Annotated in this window: 13 protein-coding genes; 8 read left to right on the top strand and 5 right to left on the bottom strand. The window is 63.7% G+C overall.

Going from position 1 to position 16,837, the window contains the following annotated elements:
* Positions 1 to 43 precede the first annotated feature (43 nt).
* Genes NKJ77_RS07200 through NKJ77_RS07180 form a run of 5 tightly spaced genes read left to right on the top strand, consistent with a single transcriptional unit; the run spans position 44 to position 5,271 of the window.
* Positions 44 to 1,585, top strand: coding sequence for a sugar ABC transporter ATP-binding protein (locus NKJ77_RS07200; RefSeq protein ID WP_023730989.1), 1,542 nt, complete (start codon positions 44 to 46; stop codon positions 1,583 to 1,585).
* Positions 1,582 to 2,559: an ABC transporter permease gene (locus tag NKJ77_RS07195; protein ID WP_023730988.1), complete on the top strand. Its 978-nt coding sequence runs from the start codon at positions 1,582 to 1,584 to the stop codon at positions 2,557 to 2,559. Before NKJ77_RS07200 ends, NKJ77_RS07195 begins: the two co-directional genes overlap by 4 nt.
* Entirely contained in the window at positions 2,556 to 3,551 is a 996-nt protein-coding gene (locus tag NKJ77_RS07190) for an ABC transporter permease (protein WP_023831986.1), read from the top strand. Before NKJ77_RS07195 ends, NKJ77_RS07190 begins: the two co-directional genes overlap by 4 nt.
* Positions 3,551 to 3,868, top strand: a complete 318-nt coding sequence (rhaM, locus tag NKJ77_RS07185) for an L-rhamnose mutarotase (RefSeq protein ID WP_023715347.1) — start codon at positions 3,551 to 3,553, stop codon at positions 3,866 to 3,868. Before NKJ77_RS07190 ends, rhaM begins: the two co-directional genes overlap by 1 nt.
* On the top strand, positions 3,865 to 5,271 hold the full coding sequence (locus NKJ77_RS07180) for an FGGY-family carbohydrate kinase (protein ID WP_352534671.1): 1,407 nt from the start codon (positions 3,865 to 3,867) through the stop codon (positions 5,269 to 5,271). The genes rhaM and NKJ77_RS07180 overlap by 4 nt, the downstream gene beginning before the upstream one ends.
* Here NKJ77_RS07180 and NKJ77_RS07175 read toward each other — a convergent pair.
* A complete protein-coding gene (locus NKJ77_RS07175; RefSeq protein WP_023699528.1) occupies positions 5,240 to 7,066 on the bottom strand; it encodes an alanine racemase in 1,827 nt (608 codons plus the stop codon). The genes NKJ77_RS07180 and NKJ77_RS07175 overlap by 32 nt on opposite strands.
* 146 nt (positions 7,067 to 7,212) lie before the next feature.
* Here NKJ77_RS07175 and NKJ77_RS07170 point away from each other — a divergent pair, with 146 nt between their 5' ends.
* Complete coding sequence (locus NKJ77_RS07170; RefSeq protein WP_031195626.1) at positions 7,213 to 7,422, top strand: hypothetical protein; 210 nt, start codon at positions 7,213 to 7,215, stop codon at positions 7,420 to 7,422.
* 7 nt (positions 7,423 to 7,429) lie between these two features.
* On the opposite strand, the gene NKJ77_RS07165 is transcribed toward NKJ77_RS07170, so the two are convergent.
* Both NKJ77_RS07165 and galE read right to left on the bottom strand, forming a co-directional pair.
* Positions 7,430 to 8,680, bottom strand: a complete 1,251-nt coding sequence (locus NKJ77_RS07165) for a D-amino acid dehydrogenase (RefSeq protein ID WP_023831984.1) — start codon at positions 8,678 to 8,680, stop codon at positions 7,430 to 7,432.
* Between the two features lie 97 nt (positions 8,681 to 8,777).
* Positions 8,778 to 9,773, bottom strand: coding sequence for a UDP-glucose 4-epimerase GalE (gene galE / locus NKJ77_RS07160; protein ID WP_023831983.1), 996 nt, complete (start codon positions 9,771 to 9,773; stop codon positions 8,778 to 8,780).
* Between the two features lie 279 nt (positions 9,774 to 10,052).
* Between galE and hemA the strand changes: the two genes are divergently transcribed.
* On the top strand, positions 10,053 to 11,330 hold the full coding sequence (gene hemA / locus NKJ77_RS07155; protein ID WP_023831982.1) for a 5-aminolevulinate synthase: 1,278 nt from the start codon (positions 10,053 to 10,055) through the stop codon (positions 11,328 to 11,330).
* An 18-nt stretch (positions 11,331 to 11,348) separates the two neighbouring features.
* Here the strand turns inward: hemA and NKJ77_RS07150 are convergent, their stop codons facing one another.
* Together NKJ77_RS07150 and mscL are read right to left on the bottom strand one after the other, a co-directional pair.
* Positions 11,349 to 12,515: a pyridoxal phosphate-dependent aminotransferase gene (locus NKJ77_RS07150; RefSeq protein ID WP_352534668.1), complete on the bottom strand. Its 1,167-nt coding sequence runs from the start codon at positions 12,513 to 12,515 to the stop codon at positions 11,349 to 11,351.
* A 158-nt stretch (positions 12,516 to 12,673) separates the two neighbouring features.
* Entirely contained in the window at positions 12,674 to 13,093 is a 420-nt protein-coding gene (mscL, locus tag NKJ77_RS07145; RefSeq protein WP_023681933.1) for a large conductance mechanosensitive channel protein MscL, read from the bottom strand.
* A 251-nt stretch (positions 13,094 to 13,344) separates the two neighbouring features.
* Between mscL and NKJ77_RS07140 the strand changes: the two genes are divergently transcribed.
* A complete protein-coding gene (locus NKJ77_RS07140) occupies positions 13,345 to 16,827 on the top strand; it encodes a PAS domain-containing hybrid sensor histidine kinase/response regulator (protein ID WP_352534666.1) in 3,483 nt (1,160 codons plus the stop codon).
* Positions 16,828 to 16,837 lie beyond the last annotated feature (10 nt).

Raw genomic sequence — 16,837 nt, 5'->3', positions numbered from 1 at the left:
GCCGCGACTTTAAACGGACCTTGTTTCAGGGCTTGATACGGATATGGACACGACAGCCCAGCACGGCATTGCGAAGGAGGAGCCCACGGGTCCTGCCCCGCGCCTGACGCTGTCCGGCGTCTCCAAAAGCTTTCCCGGCGTGCGCGCGCTGCACAATGTCAGCCTGTCGCTTTACCCCGGCCAGGTTACGGCGCTGATCGGTGAAAACGGTGCCGGCAAGTCGACGCTGGTCAAGATCATGACCGGCATCTACCAGCCCGACGCCGGCACGATCAGCATTGACGGCCAGGCCGTCACCCTGCCCAGCGCGCATGCCGCCTTCGGCCACGGCGTCACCGCCATTCATCAGGAAACCGTGCTGTTCGACGATCTGAGCGTCGCCGAAAACATTTTTCTCGGCCATGCGCCGCGCACGCGGCTAGGCACCATCGACTGGCGCACCATGCGAAAACACGCGCGCGAAGTGCTCGACACCATGCATGCCGGCCATATCAACGCCGATGCGCGGCTGAAAGACCTCGGCATCGCCAACAAGCATCTGGTAGCGGTTGCTCGCGCGATGTCGATCGATGCGCAGATCGTCATCATGGATGAGCCGACCGCAGCCCTTTCGATGAAGGAGATCGAGGAGCTTTTCCTGCTGATCGAATTCCTCAAGGAGGAAGGCAAGGCGATCCTGTTCATCAGCCACAAGTTCGACGAGATCTATCGGATCGCCGATCGCTACACCGTGTTCCGCGACGGCGAGATGGTTGGCGAGGGCCTTATAAAGGATGCCGGCCAGAGCCAGATCGTGCGCATGATGGTCGGCCGCTCGGTCGACCACATCTTCCCGCAACGCAAGGCCGAGATCGGCGCGCCGGTGCTGTCTGTATCCGGCCTGTCGCACCCGACCGAATTCAGCGATATCGGCTTCGAGCTGCACGAGGGCGAGATCCTCGGTTTCTATGGCCTGGTCGGCGCCGGGCGGTCAGAGGTGATGCAGGCGATTTCAGGCATCACCCGCATATCGGGCGGCACGATCACGCTGGAAGGCAAGGTGATCACGCCGAAATCGGCGGCGGATTCCATCGAAGCCGGCATCGTCTACGTGCCGGAGGAGCGCGGCAAGCAGGGCGTGGTGATCGGCCTGCCGATCTTCCAAAACGTCTCGCTTCCCTCGCTCAAGCGCACCTCCAAATCCGGCCTGCTGCGATTGTCGGACGAATTCGCGCTCGCCCGCTCCTACACCGAGCGGCTAGACCTGCGCGCCTCGTCGCTGAGCCAGGATGTCGGCACGCTGTCGGGCGGCAACCAACAGAAGATCGTCATCGCCAAATGGCTGGCGACAGCGCCCAAGGTGATCATCCTGGATGAGCCGACCAAGGGCATCGACATCGGCTCCAAGGCCGCCGTGCACGGCTTCATGGCGGAGCTCGTCGCGCAGGGCCTGTCGGTGATCATGGTGTCGTCGGAACTGCCGGAGATTCTGGGCATGTCCGACCGCGTCGTCGTCATGCGCGAAGGGCTGGTTGCGGCGGTCTACGATAATAAGGGGCTGGACGCCGAAACGCTGGTCCGGACGGCAGCGGGGATCGCGGCATGAAGGCTCTCCTTAAATACCGCGAGATCTGGCTGGCAGCGGCGATCGTCGTTTTGATTGCTGTGATCTCGACGCGTTTCCCGGCCTTTGCCGACCCCGGCAATCTCGCCCAGGTGTTCAACGACACCTCGATCCTGATGATCCTGGCGCTGGGACAGATGGTCGTCATCCTGACCCGCTCGATCGACCTGTCGATGGCCTCCAACCTGTGCTTCACCGGCATGGTGGTGGCGATGCTGAACGCCGCGCATCCGGCGATCCCGATCCCGCTGCTGATCGTCATTGCGCTGGCCGTCGGACTGGTGCTCGGCGCCATCAACGGCCTGCTGGTGTGGCGGCTGAACATCCCTTCGATCGTGGTGACATTGGGCACGCTCACCATCTATCGCGGCGCCACCTTCGTCCTGTCCGGCGGCGCATGGGTCAATGCCGACAAGATGAGTCCTGAGTTCATCGGCTTCCAGCGCGCAGCTTTCCTGGGCATTCCGGTTCTGTCCTGGATCGCCATACTGGTCATCGCGCTGTTCTTCGTGGTGATGACGCGAACCGCGCTTGGCCGTTCGATCTATGCCATCGGCGTCAACCCGACGGCGTCGGTCTATGCCGGCATCGATGTCGGCCGAACCAAATTCATCGTCTTCTGCATTTCCGGCATGATCGGCGGGCTCGCCGGTTATCTCTGGATTTCTCGTTATGTCATCGCCTCGGTCGAGGTCGCCAACGGCTATGAACTCAACATCATCGCCGCCTGCGTCATCGGCGGCATTTCGATTGCCGGCGGCATCGGCTCGGTCGGGGGCGCGGTGTTAGGGGCGCTGTTCCTCGGCATCATTTCCAACGCGCTGCCCGTCATCAACATCTCGCCCTTCTGGCAGATGGCGATTTCAGGCAGCGCCATCATCCTGGCCGTCGTGCTCAACGCGCGTGGCGAACGTCAGCAGGGGCGGATCATTCTGAGGAAGGCGGAGGCGGCATGACCGACACCCCCGCCCCGCGCCACATTCCCGACCGGCTCGACAAGCCGCTCTCCTCGGCGATCTTTTCCTGGGAAGCGCTGCTGGTCGTCGTGGCGGTCGCCATCTTCGCCATCAACAGCTTCGCATCGCCCTATTTCCTCGATGCCTATTCGCTGTCGGACCTGACCTTCAATTTCACCGAGAAAGGCCTGATCGCCTTCGCCATGGCGCTGCTGATCATTTCGGGCGAGATCGACCTGTCGGTCGCCGCCATCATCGCGCTCGCCTCGACCATGATGGGCATGGCGGTACAGGCCGGCGCCGACACGCCGGTGCTGGTGGCTATCGGCATCGTCGTCGGGCTCGGTTGCGGCGCCTTCAACGGCCTGTTGGTGACGAGGCTCGGCCTGCCGTCCATCGTCGTTACCATCGGCACGATGAGCCTGTTTCGCGGCATTGCCTTCATCATCCTCGGTGACCAGGCCTACAAGGGCTATCCCGAGAGTTTTGCTTTCTTCGGCCAGGGCTATGTCTGGTGGGTGGTGTCGTTCGAACTGGTGCTCTTCCTCATCGCGGCCGTCGCCTACTGGTTCCTGCTGCATCGCACCAGCTTCGGCCGCCGTGTCTTTGCCATCGGCAACAATCCGGTCGCGGCACAGTTTTCCGGCGTTCGTGTCGGCCGCATCAAATTCATCCTGTTTTGCCTGACCGGGCTGATGGCCGGCATGGCCTCGGTGCTGATCACCTCGCGGCTCGGCTCGACGCGGCCGTCGATCGCGCAGGGCTATGAGCTTGAGGTCATCACCATGGTGGTGCTGGGCGGCGTCAGCATTCTGGGCGGCTCCGGCAGCATTGTTGGCGTCGTGCTCGCCGCCTTTATCATGGGGCTGGTGACCTTCGGCCTCGGCCTGCTCAACGTGCCCGGCATCGTCATGTCGATCTTCATCGGCCTGCTCTTGATCGTCGTCATCGCGCTGCCGATCGTCTGGCGGCGGCTGCGTGGTAACGGCTGATGCCTGAGAAATACGCCTTCAAGATGCAGCTCAAACCCGGCATGAAAGCCGAGTACAAAAAGCGCCACGATGAGATCTGGCCGTCGCTGGTGGCGCTGCTGAGAGAGGCCGGCGTCGCCGATTATTCGATCCATCTCGATGAAGACACCAACATCCTGTTCGGCGTGCTGTGGCGGCGCGACGACCATGGCATGGCCGACCTGCCGAAGCACCCGGTGATGCAGCGCTGGTGGGCGCACATGGCCGACATCATGGAGACCAGGCCGGACAACCAACCGGTGGCCATCCCCCTGGAAACAATGTTCCATTTGGCATGAGTGGGCTGCGCCATATCGCCGTCATCGACATCGGCAAGACCAACGCCAAGGTCGCGCTGGTCGATCTCGTCACGTTGAGCGAAGTGGGGTTGCGCCGCATGGCGAACGCGCCGCTGCGGCAAGCGCCCTACCCGCATCACGATGTCGAGGCGCTGTGGACGTTCATCCTCAACAGCCTTGCCAGCCTCAACCGCGAACAGCGTATCGAAGCGATTTCGATCACCACGCATGGTGCGACCGGCGTGCTGGTCGACGCAGCGGGCGAACTGGTGCTGCCTGTCCTCGACTATGAGTTCGACGGCCCCGACAGGCTGGCTACAGAGTATAGTGCGATCCGTCCGCCCTTCATTGAGACTGGGACGCCGCGCCTGCCGCTCGGCCTCAATCTCGGTGCGCAATTCTTCTGGCTTGAGAAGCGTTTTCCCACCGAATTCGCCAGGGCCGCCGCGATGCTGATGTATCCGCAATACTGGGCGCTGCGCCTGACCGGCGTTGCCGCCAACGAGGTGACCTCGCTCGGCTGCCACACCGATCTGTGGAGCCCTTGGGAGGCGGACTTTTCCTCGATGGTCGACAGGCTGGATTGGCGCAGGCTGATGGCATCGGTGCGGCCGGCCAGGGACCAGCTCGGCCCGATCCTGCCGGCGCTTGCCGCGCGCACCGGGCTCGATCCGCAGACGCCGGTATTCTGTGGCCTGCACGATTCCAACGCCTCCCTATTGCCGCATCTTCTGTCCGACGAGCCGCCCTTCTCGGTCGTCTCGACCGGCACCTGGGTGGTATCGATGGCGGTCGGCGGCAGAGAGATTGCGCTCGATGCTGCGCGCGACACGCTGGTCAATGTCAGCGCGCTTGGCGCTCCCGTCCCCTCGGCGCGGTTCATGGGTGGCCGCGAGTTTTCCCAGCTGACCAAGGACAAGCCGCAGGACTGCAGCGGCAGCGAGGTGCTGGCCGTTCTGACAAAAAAGATGCTGCTTTTGCCTTCTACCCAGCAGGGATCAGGACCGTTCCCGCACCATGCCGCGGCATGGCTTGGTGCCGAGGGCATCAGCAAAGGCGAGCGGTTCGCCGCCATTTCCTTCTATCTGGCACTGATGACGGCGACCTGCCTCGAGCTGATCGGCGCCGACGGCCCGACCACCGTGGAAGGACCGTTTGCTCGCAACCGGCTCTTTGTCGGCATGCTGGCGGCAGCGACCGCGCGCATCGTCATCGCCTCCGAGGCGGCCACCGGCACCAGCATCGGCGCGGCACTGCTCGCATTCGATCAGCCAGTGACGCACGGCAAGGGCGAAAGAATTGAGCCGCAGACCGACCCGGTCTGGGCGGCCTATGTCACCGCGTGGCGCGGCAGTCGACGCGCAAGGCTGATCACAAAATCCGCTTCCCAAAGGCCGACATGACGAAGTTGACGGCGTCGGCGCCGATCCGCGGCTCCAGACCGGCGGTCAGCCCGGAAACATCCATCGACAGCAGACCGCCGGACAGCGAGATCGCCTCCATTGCCTGATGCGTCTCGCGCACCGTCAGCCCGCCCGAGCCCGCAGCCCAGCCGGTAAATTCGGTCGCCGTCGGCGAATAGCTGACGTGAAAGCCCTGCGTGCCCGACGTCGCGATGCGGATCGCCTCATGCATGAGGTCGCGCATGCCCATGGCGTCGATGTCGGTCATGGTGAAGGCCGAGACACGCGAATCCTTGAGCACCCTTGCCTCCGCCGGATCGGCATGGCGCAGGCCCACGATGACGACATTTTCCGGCGACAGCTGCGGCTGCAGCGCGCCGGGCTTGTGATCGAGACCGAGCGCGCGGGCCAGCACCGAGACTTCAGGCATGTCTTCGGCCTCCTCGTCCTCGGGCATCAGGGCGGCGAGGGAATCGATCCAGATCAGGCCAAAGGAATGCGTCGCCCGCGCCGTTGCGGTCAGCGCCTTGTGGGCGATACGGCGATCTGCGCCGGCGGCGAGACGGACGAGGCCCGAGGGCGGCCGCTCGACGTCGGCGAGTTCGACCACGTCGAAATTCATTGCCTCCAGACGCGCGCCGGTTCCCTCGCGGGCGATAATCCCGCCGGCTTCCGGTTCGGCCGAGATCGACACCATCTTGCGGCCGGAGAAATCCGCGACGTCGTGCATCGGCGCCTTCTCGACATATTCCGAGGTCATCGCCAGAAGCATGGCGCCATAATTCATTCGGAAGGCGACACGGTCGCCGACGGTAGGTCGCGGATCGGCATCCTGCACATCGAGCAGCAGATGGTCGCTGGAAGCGCCGAGCACCCTCACCCCCTTGGCGATCGGCGTCAGCCCTTCGACCAGCACGTCCTCGCGGCCTATATTGGCGATGGCGCGCAGCCGGTCGCCCTCGTCGGCGAAGACCGGCTGGTTGCCGAAGGCGTCGTAGCCGGATGTGCCGATCGGCCGCGAAGGCTTGAGTTTGACCTCGATGATGTCGCTGGTCAGCCGGCAGGCATCGGGTTCGAGTTCGGGCCACGGCACGTCGCGAAAGGTTTCGACACCGCCTTGCAGGATCGCCTCGCCCACGCGCAGATTGTTGATGCCGGGCGGCAGCTTGCCTTCGAGCAGCAGCGTCAGCGATGACGAGGCGCCGCCGGAAATGAAGTCGAGGCTTTTGCCGGACAGGCGCTCGGTTTTGTAGGCATGGGCGACGAGTTGGCCAAGGTTCTCCGGCGTCGGCATTATGGCGCCGAAGCAGCCGAGATTGGTGCCGATGCCGGCGATGCGCACGCCCTTGAATTGTAGGATCTGCTCGACGGTGGGGATCAGGTCGCTTGGCCAGATGCCTTCGCGGAGATCGCCGAGATCGATCATCAGCATGATATCGTGGACGCGGCCCATGCGCTCGGCAATGCGCGATATCTCGCGGATGGTGGTCAGTTCCGACTGCAGGCTGATGTCGACGGTGCGCACGACCTCCTCTACGCGCGCCATGGGCGGGCTGCGCAGCAGCATGACCGGCGCATTGATGCCGCTGTCGCGCAGCCGGCGGATGTTTTCGAAGCGCGATTCCGCGATGCCGGCAACACCGCCGCGCAGCATGGCCCGCGCCACTTGCGGCATGCCGCATGTGCCCTTCGTAACTCCGAACACCTTGATGCCGGACAGCGCGCAGCGCTCGACGATGGTGCGGGCGTTGCGCTCGATGCGGCCAAGGTCGATAGCGACTTGCGGTCCCGACATTTCGTCACTCAGGGTTTGTAGAATCTGTCAGCCAGATGCATCTTCCAGATCGTCGTACGATATTTGTCAAACTTTGCGCAGTGACGGCCTCAATGTTGGAAACCAGAGCAATTGTATGTGGGCACGTCTTTCGATCGGAGAGGCCGGTGACGCTGGTCGTTCATCATTTCGATGGTGAGTGGCAACTGACCTGCGGCGAACATGATCATCCCGCGGACTGTGGAGATTTCGAAGTTATCGGTCTCGGCCATTTGACCTCCAGGCAGGAAAACTTGGCACAGATTGGCCAGCTTGAGCGCGGATGGCTTGCCGAATGGGTGCACGACGAATGGACTCGATGCCAACACGACGATTAGAGCTCCCTCAGTTCCCGTAGACCAGCCCTTGCGGGTCGATCTCCGGCTTGCGGCCGGCGACGAGGTCGGCCAGGAACTTGCCCGAGCCGCAGGCCATGGTCCAGCCGACATGGCCGTGGCCGGTGTCGAGGTAAAGGTTCTTGTATTTCGCCTTGCCGATGACCGGCACCGAGTTGGGCATCATAGGTCGCAGACCTGCCCACAACAGCGCCTTCTTCTCGTCGAAAGCGCCGGGGAAAAGGTCTTTGCCGGTGCTCAGCATGGACTTGAAGTCGCTGAGCTTGAAGCTGCGGTCGAAGCCGGTGAACTCGGCTGTCGAGGACATGCGCAGGCGGTTTCCGAGCCTGGAGTAACCAACCAGCCGGTCCTCGTCGGCGCCGCCCATGGTCGGTCCCTTGCTCTCGTCCTCCAGCGGGATGGTCGCGCTATAGCCTTTAACCGGATAGACGGGCAGGTCGATACCGTAGCGGCGACCGATCAGGCCGCTCTCGGGGCCCATGGCGATGACGACGGCGTCGCCCGTCACCGGGCCGGCCGATGTCATGACCGCACGCACCCAGTCGCCCTCTATGTCGAGCCCCTCGATCGTGGTGTCGAACAGGAATCTGACGCCAAGCTTTTCGGCCGCATAGGCGGCGAGCCCGTCGACGAATATCCTGGAATCCCCGGTCTGGTCGATCGGCGAATAAACGCCGCCGGCGATCTTTTCCTTCACGCCCGCGAGCCCGGGCTCAAGTTCGACCAGCCGGTCGCGGCCCACTATCTCGATCGGCAGGCCATGCTTCGCCAGAAACTGGTAGTTGTCGGTGCCGGTGTCGAGGCTGTGCTGCGAGCGGAAGAAATAAAGAATGCCCTTCTTGCGCTCGTCATAGTGGATGCCGGTGGCGTCGGAGAGCGCGTTGATGCAGTCGCGCGAATAGAGCGCCAGGCGCAGTTTGACCTGGCTGTTGGCGCGCAGCCGGGCCACGGTGCACTGGCGCAGGAAACGCAGGCTCCAGGCGAGGAAATAAGGATCGAAGCGCAGCCTGACCTTGATGCCGAGATCATGGTTCCAGAGCGCGCGCAGGAAGGTCTTCAGCGCCGCCGGCGAGGCCCAGGCGGTGGCGTCGCCCGGCGACACCAGACCGGCATTGGACTGGCTGGTGCCGCGCGCCGGCGCCGGATGGCGCTCGATCACGGTGACCTCATGGCCGTCGGCGGCCAGATAATAGGCGGCCGCGGTACCGACAACGCCGGCTCCAAGCACCGTTATCTTCATGCCACCCCCTCTTCGCGGCACAGCGCCTCCACGCCGCACCGCCATTGCTTCAATAGCGCTTCGCCGCGCGCCTTGCGAGCCCTCGGAAGTGCCCGGCTCAGCCCCGCGCGGAGTTCTTGCCGGTGAGGATACGCTCCCAGGCGAGTGCATCGGCGACGATCTGGTCGAGGTCGTCGCGTTGCGGGGTCCAGCCGAGTTCAGCGCGTGCAAGGTCCGAATTGGCAACCACGGCGGCGGCGTCGCCGGGGCGCCGGTCGCCCATCTTGACCTCGAAATCCCGGCCGAAGGCGCGCCGCACGCTGTCGATGACCTCGAGCACCGAATAGCCGTGGCTGTAGCCGCAATTGGCGACGAGGCTGCCGCCGCCGGCGCGCAGGCGCTGCAGCGCCAGCCGGTGCGCCGCAGCCAGGTCGCTGACATGGATATAATCGCGCATGCAGGTGCCGTCCGGCGTCGGATAATCGGTGCCGAACACCTGCATGAAGGGGCGTTTGCCGAGCGCGGTCTCGCAGGCGACCTTGATCAGATGCGTGGCGCCAGGCGTCGACTGCCCCGTCCGGCCCCTGGGATCGGCGCCGGCGACGTTGAAGTAGCGCAGCGCCGTGTAGCGCAAGGGATGCGCAAGCGCTGCGTCGCGCAGCATCCATTCGCTCATCAGCTTGGACAGGCCGTAGGGCGATTCCGGCGCCAGGCGGGCATCCTCGCGCACCGGCTCCAGGCCGGCGCCGCCATAGACGGCGGCGGTCGAGGAGAAGATGAAATGCGGCACGCCCTCGTGCACCGCGGTTTCGATCAGCGTGCGGGTCTTGGAGGTGTTATTCTCGTAATAGGCGAGCGGGTCGGCAACCGATTCCGGCACCACGATGGAACCGGCGAAGTGGATGATCGCGTCGACCTCGTTATCCCGGATGATCTGGCCGACCAATTCCCTATCGGCGACATCGCCGACGACAAGCTTGGCTTCCGGCGCTACCGCCCATTCGAAGCCCGTGGAAAGGCGGTCGAGAACGACGACGCTCTCGCCGGCATCCAGCAGTTCCCAGACCATGTGGCTGCCGATATAGCCGGCGCCGCCCGTTACCAAAACCGTCATCCGCGTCCTCTTTTACTCATGATTTATCGGAAACTGTCTCAATCACCGCCTTACTGGAAAGCCTGCGGCAAGGCCATTAGAAACGCCTGAATGTTAAATCCGTAACAGTCTCACCGGCCTGTGGCATCGTACGGAAACAAAATTGATCCACATCAAGGGAATAGGCCACGATCCGGGGTCGTTAGGAACAGGCTTGGGGCGTGGCATTTTGACCAAAACGGCCCGGTGGACGACGAATGGCCCAACGATTATGATCCCGCGCAAAACTGGGAAGGCGACATGAACTATCAGCGGTTCTTCGAGGAAGCGATCGACCAGCTCCACGCCGAGCGGCGCTACCGGGTTTTCGCCGATCTCGAGCGCATTGTCGGCAAGTTTCCGCGCGCCATCTGGCGTTCAAACGGCCGCGCCGAGGAAATCACCGTCTGGTGCTCCAACGACTATCTCGGCATGGGCCAGAACCCCGATGTCATTGCCGCGTTCCAGAATGCAGCCGGCAAGATGGGTTCGGGCGCCGGCGGCACCCGCAACATTTCCGGCACCTCGAACCCGCTCGTCGAGCTCGAGCTGGAACTGGCCGACCTGCACGACAAGGAAGCGGCGCTGGTCTTCACCTCCGGCTTCGTCTCCAACGAGGCCTCGATCTCGACCATTGCGCGGCTTTTGCCCAATTGCCTGATCATTTCGGACGAGTTGAACCATGCCTCGATGATCGAAGGCGTACGGCGCTCGGGCGCCGAAAAGAAGATTTTCCGCCACAACGACGTCGCGCATCTCGAAAGCCTGCTGCAGGTGGCGGGCCGCGAACGCGCCAAGCTGATCGTGTTCGAGAGCGTCTATTCGATGGATGGCGACATCGCGCCGATCAAGCAGATCGTCGAACTGGCCGAACGCTACAACGCCATGACCTATATTGACGAGGTCCATGCCGTCGGCATGTACGGACCGCGCGGCGGCGGCATCACCGAGCGCGAGGGGCTGGCCGACCGTATCGACATCATCGAAGGCACGCTGGCCAAGGCGTTCGGCACGCTGGGCGGCTATATCGCCGGCAACAGCGCCGTCATCGACGCGGTGCGCTCCTATGCGCCGGGCTTCATCTTCACCACGGCGCTGCCGCCGGCGATCGCTGCCGCCGCCACCACCTCCATCCGTCACCTCAAGCGCTCGCAAGCCGAGCGCGATGCGCAGCAACAGCAGGCATCGCGGACCAAGGAGGTTCTGTCTGCAGCCGGCCTGCCGGTGATGGAATCGCCGACACACATCGTGCCGGTGCTGGTCGGTGACCCCGAACTCTGCAAGATGGCCAGCGACCGTCTGCTCGGCGTGCACGGCATCTACATCCAGCCGATCAACTATCCGACCGTGCCGCGCGGCACCGAGCGGCTGCGCATCACCCCGACGCCGTTCCATACCGATGCGCTGATTGCGGGACTTCAGGGCGCGCTGATCGAGACATGGGATGCGCTCGGCATTCCTTACGGCTCCGCCGGACGGCCCACTGTCGCCAAGAGCGACCGGATTGTGCCGCTGCTTGTGCCGAAGTCGGGCGGCTGAAGCCGCCGCCCATTCACCTCAAACCGTCCTCATCCATCCCGCCAGCCGGTGTGCCGCTTCCTCGAGTTGGTCGAGGCGGCGGTGGAAGCACAGGCGCAAAAACGCCTCTCCGCCAGGGCCGAAGGCGGTGCCCGGCGCCAGGCCGACATTGGCCTTGTCGACGATGTCGAAAGCAGCCCGGCGCGGATCGGTGATGCCGTCGACCGTGAAAAACAAATAGAACGCGCCTTGCGGCACGGTGAAGCGCGCTTTGCCGGTTGCGCCGAGAATATCGCAGACCAGGTCGCGCGCCTTTCGCGCCCGCTCAACCTGTTCGACGATGAACGCATCACCGTGGTCCAGCGCCGCGACGGCGCCGCGCTGCATGAACTGGGCGACGCCTGAGGTCGAATACTGGATCAGGTTCTCGAACACCTGCTGCAGCTCGGGATGGGTCTTGATCCAGCCGACGCGCCAGCCGGTCATCGCCCAGTTCTTGGAAAAGGAGTTGACGAACAGGATGCGGTCTTCCGAGGTCGAAATGTCGAGGAAGGACGGCGCACGGCCGTGGCCGTAGTGGAACAGCGAATAGATCTCGTCGGCGATGATCCACAGGCCCTTTTGGCGGGCGAGATTCAGGATCGCCTGCAGCGTTTCCTTATCGGCCGTCCAGCCGGTGGGGTTCGATGGCGTGTTGACGAACAGCGCCTTGGTGCGCGGCGTCACCGCAGCCGCAATCTTGTCGACATCGCAGGACCAGCCATTGCCCGACTGGTCGAGCGTGACCGCAACCGGGGTAGCGCCGGAAATACCGGCGGCGGCGGCGAAATTCGGCCAGGCCGGGGAGAGATAGACCACCTCGTCGCCGCTGCCGGCGACCGCGGCTAACGCCAACTGAATGGCATGCATGCCGGAACCGGTGGCGATGAATTCCTCTTCGGCGAAGCTCTTGCCGAAATGCCTGGCATAGTAGCGGGAAAGCGCTTGCCTCAGCTCCGGAATGCCTTTCTGCCAGGTATAGAATGTCTCGCCATTGGCGAGCCCCTTGGCGGCGGCTTCCGAAATGAAGGCAGGCGTCGGCAAATCGCCTTCACCGGCCCAGAGCGGGATCATGCCCTCGCGCGTACGGCCGTAATTGACGACGGCGACAATGCCGCTTTCGGGGGCGGCCACCGCTTCGGCGCGCAAGCTATCGATCAGGGTCATGAACAGGTCCGTTTTGATGTCTGCTTTGATGCATGTCATTATCCAGAACCGCTGCGCACTTGTGGGCGACATGCATTGGCGGATGCTCTTAGCAGATGCGGCAACAGAAAACCCCGGCCGCGAACGACCGGGGTTTTGGTCCAGAAATCTGGCCTTGTCTATTTCCTGGCGAGGAGATCGCGAATTTCGGTGAGCAAAGCGACGTCGGCCGGTGGCGGAGCCGCAGGTGCGGCCGGCTTCTCCCGCTCGAGCCGCTTGCGCATGTTGTTCACGGCCTTGACCATCAGGAAGATGATGAAAGCCAGGATGACGAAATTCAGCGCCACGGTGATAAAATTGCCGTAGGCGAACACCGCGCCTTCCTTACGCGCGTCGGCAAGATTGGTCGAATGCACTGTTGATGAGAGGCCTATGAAGTAGTTGGAAAAGTCGACGCCACCAAGTGCGCCGATGAAAGGCATGATGATGTCGTTGACAAGAGAATCGACGATCTTGCTGAAGGCCGCGCCGATGATGACGCCGACCGCAAGGTCCATCACATTTCCTTTGGAAATGAATTCCTGGAATTCTTTCAGCATTCGACCCTCCTTGTCATGACGGACCGCGCTGCCGCCGTCCCTCCGGCGTCGGCCCGTGCGCACCATAACAAAAACCTGCGGTTGCAACAGAAGCAAAAGCTGGAAAACACCGCTTTCTCCTTACCTTGGTTCACGGTTCGACAGGGCGGCGTCGCGACCATGCGCCGAAAGCCGCGATGGACTTGACCTTAGAGCTGTGATTGCCTCTGGGCAGGCCGGGGTGAAAACTGGCCGAGGAGGATTTTCGGGCCGTGCAGGGCTGGTTCATCGTCATCATTGCCGTCGCCTATGTGACGCTGCTGTTCGCCATCGCTAGCCTCGGCGACCGGCGGTCGACGGCGTCGGGACCCGGCCGCGCCCGGCCCTTCATCTATGCACTCAGCCTCGCCATCTACTGCACCTCCTGGACCTTTTTCGGCTCGGTCGGCCTGTCCTCCGAGCGCGGCCTCGAATTTCTCGGCATCTATACCGGCCCGGTGCTGGTGTTCGTGTTCGGCTTTCCGCTGCTCAATCGCATCGTGCGGCTGGCCAAGAGCGAGAAGATCACCTCGATCGCCGACTTCCTGGGCGCCCGCTATGGCAAGAGCTTTGCCGTCTCGGCGATCGCCACGCTGATCGCCACCATCGGCGCGGTGCCCTATATCGCACTGCAATTGAAGGCGATCTCCGGTTCGGTCGGCCTGATGGTCGAGCATTATACGGGATCGCCGCCCTCCTTCGATCCCTTCGTCAGCGACATCTCGCTGGTGGTGGCCATGCTCTTGGCGCTGTTTGCGGTGCTGTTCGGCACCCGCCATGCCGACGCCACCGAGCACCAGGACGGGCTGGTGCTGGCGGTGGCGGTCGAAACCGTGGTCAAGCTCGCCGCCTTCCTGGCGATCGGCCTTATGGTCACCTTCCTGATCTTCGGCGGCCCGGGCGACATGATCGACAAGCTGGCCGAAAACAGCCAGGTGCGGCAGGCCATGGGCTACGACACCTCGCTCGCCACCTGGCTGGTGCTGACTTGCCTGAGCGGCTTTGCCATCATCATGCTGCCGCGCCAGTTCTACGTCACCATCGTCGAGAACCGCGGCGAGGCCGAACTGCGCACCGCGACCTGGGTGTTCCCGCTCTATCTCGTAGCGATAAACCTGTTCGTGCTGCCGATCGCCTTCGCCGGCCTGGCGCTGGTCGGCACCAAAACCACCAGTGACCTCTATGTGCTGGCGCTGCCCTTGTTCGGCGGCCATGACTTCCTCGCCATGGCCGCCTTCATCGGTGGGCTGTCGGCGGCGACCGCCATGGTGATCGTCGAAAGCGTGGCGCTGTCGATCATGATCTCCAACGACCTCGTCATCCCGCTGTTCGTGCGCCGCCTGCTCAAGACCACGACCTCGGAGAATGAGGATTGGTCGACGCTGATCCTCAACGTGCGGCGCGGCGCCATCTTCATCCTGTTGTTCATTGCCTTCCTCTACTACCGCGAAAGCACCAACTCGGCGCGGCTGTCGTCGATCGGCCTGATGTCGTTCGCGGCAATCGCCCAATTCGCGCCGGCGCTGATCGGCGGGCTGATCTGGCGGGGCGCCAATGGCCGCGGCGCGGCCCTTGGCATGGTCGCCGGCATCCTCGTCTGGGGCTATACGCTGCTTTTGCCGTCGCTCTCGGCAGCCGACGCGGACATCGTCGTGCAGGGGTTGTTCGGTTTCGAGGCGCTGCGGCCGCAGGCTCTGTTCGGCACCGTCGCCGAGCCGTTGAACCACGGCGTGCTCTGGAGCCTGTCGGTCAACACGCTGTTCTTCGTGCTCGGCTCGCTGTCGCGCGCGTCAGTGCCGCTGGAGCGGATCCAGGCGTCGATCTTCGTGCCGCGCGAATCCGGCCCGATGCCCAGCCTGCGCCGCTTCCGCACCGCCATCACCGTCAACGTGCTGAAGGACACCATCTCGCGCTACCTCGGCGTCGAGCGCACCGAGCGCTCCTTCCAATCCTTCGAGAAAAGCAATGGCGTCTCGCTGCACGGCAATGAGCAGGCCAGCATGGATGTCATCCGCTTTTCCGAGCAGCTGCTGGCGAGCGCGGTCGGCTCGTCTTCGGCGCGGCTGATCCTGTCGCTGCTGTTTCGCCGCAACGACCGCGAGTCCAAGGACGCCTTTCGCCTGCTCGACGACGCCACCGAAGCGCTGCAGCACAATCGCGACCTGCTGCAGATCGCGCTCGACCAGATGGAGCAGGGCATCACCGTATTCGACCGCGATTTTCGTCTGATATGCTGGAACAGACAATATCGCGCGCTGTTCGACCTGCCCGACGAGATGGGCCAGGTCGGCGTCTCGCTCGACCGCATCCTGCGCCACCTCGCCGAGCGCGGCGATATTCCGGCCGACCAGCGCGTGGCGATGCTCAACCGGCTGACCAGCTTCGTCAGCCCATGGCAGATGGAGTTGAAGACCAGTGGCCGTATCCTCGAACTGCGCTCCAACCCGATGCCGGACGGCGGAATCGTCGCCACCTATGCCGACATATCAGGACGCGTCGAACAGGATTTGGCGCTGAAGCGGGCCAATGAATCGCTGGAGCAGCGGGTCAAGACGCGGACCATCGAACTGACTAGGGTCAACGAGGAGCTGGCGCAGGCGCAGATGCTGGCCGAGGAGGCTAATCTGGGCAAGACGCGCTTCCTCGCCGCCGCCGGCCACGACATCCTGCAGCCTTTGAACGCCGCCCGGCTCTACTGCTCGTCGCTGATCGAAAAAGCCGGCAAGGGGCCGGCGGGCAAGGCTGCCGTCAACATCGAATCCTCGCTGGAATCGGTCGAGACGATCCTGGGCGCCGTGCTCGACATTTCGCGCCTCGACGCCGGTGCAATGAAGCCGGACGACAGCGCCTTCCGCCTGGACGGGCTGCTGCGCCAGATCGGCAACGACTTCCAGCCGCTCGCCGCCGAAAAGAAACTCGATCTGACGATCATGGCCTCGTCGCTCAGCGTGATGACGGACCGCAACTTGCTGCGCCGGCTGATCCAGAATCTGGTCTCCAACGCCATCAAATACACCCCCCATGGCCGCATCCTGGTCGGCGTGCGACGGCACGGCGAACTCGCCGAGATCCAGGTGATCGACACTGGTATCGGCATTGCCGGCGACAAGCTGAACACGGTCTTCAACGAGTTCACCCGGCTGGACGAAGGCGTGCGCGAGGCCGAAGGTCTCGGCCTTGGCCTGTCCATCGTCGACCGCATCGCGCGGGTGCTGCGGCTCGAGATCCAGATCTTTTCCAACCCGGGCAAGGGTACGCGCTTTTCCGTTATCCTGCCGGTTGCGGCGGTTGAGGCGCCGCGGCGCGAGGTCGAGCCGAAGGCGCCTGCCCGCACCGCGAATTCGCTGGCCGGCCTGCGCGTCATGTGCATCGACAACGACGCGCGCATTCTCGATGGCATGCGGCTTCTGCTCGAAGGCTGGGGCTGCAGCGTCGGCACGTTTTCGGGCTTGGAGGATTTTGACAGAGCCGATCGTCCCGACATCGTGCTGGCCGACTATCATCTCGATGGCAGAACAGGCCTCGACATGATCGCGCGGCTGCGTGACGTCCACGGCCGTGACCTGTCAGCCGTGCTGGTCACCGCCGACCGTTCCACCGAGGTCCGCACTGCCGCCGCTGCGCTGGACGTGCCTGTGATCAACAAGCCGCTGAAGCCGGCCGTGCTGCGCTCGATGATGGCCAGGGTCAGGCCGCTGGCCTCGGCGGCCGAGTAGGGTTCAATGC

The sequence above is a fragment of the Mesorhizobium sp. M0052 genome (assembly GCF_040323255.1).
Classification (GTDB): domain Bacteria; phylum Pseudomonadota; class Alphaproteobacteria; order Rhizobiales; family Rhizobiaceae; genus Mesorhizobium.
Note: the sequence above shows the minus strand (reverse complement) of the source record. Positions and strands in the feature narration are given on the sequence as shown.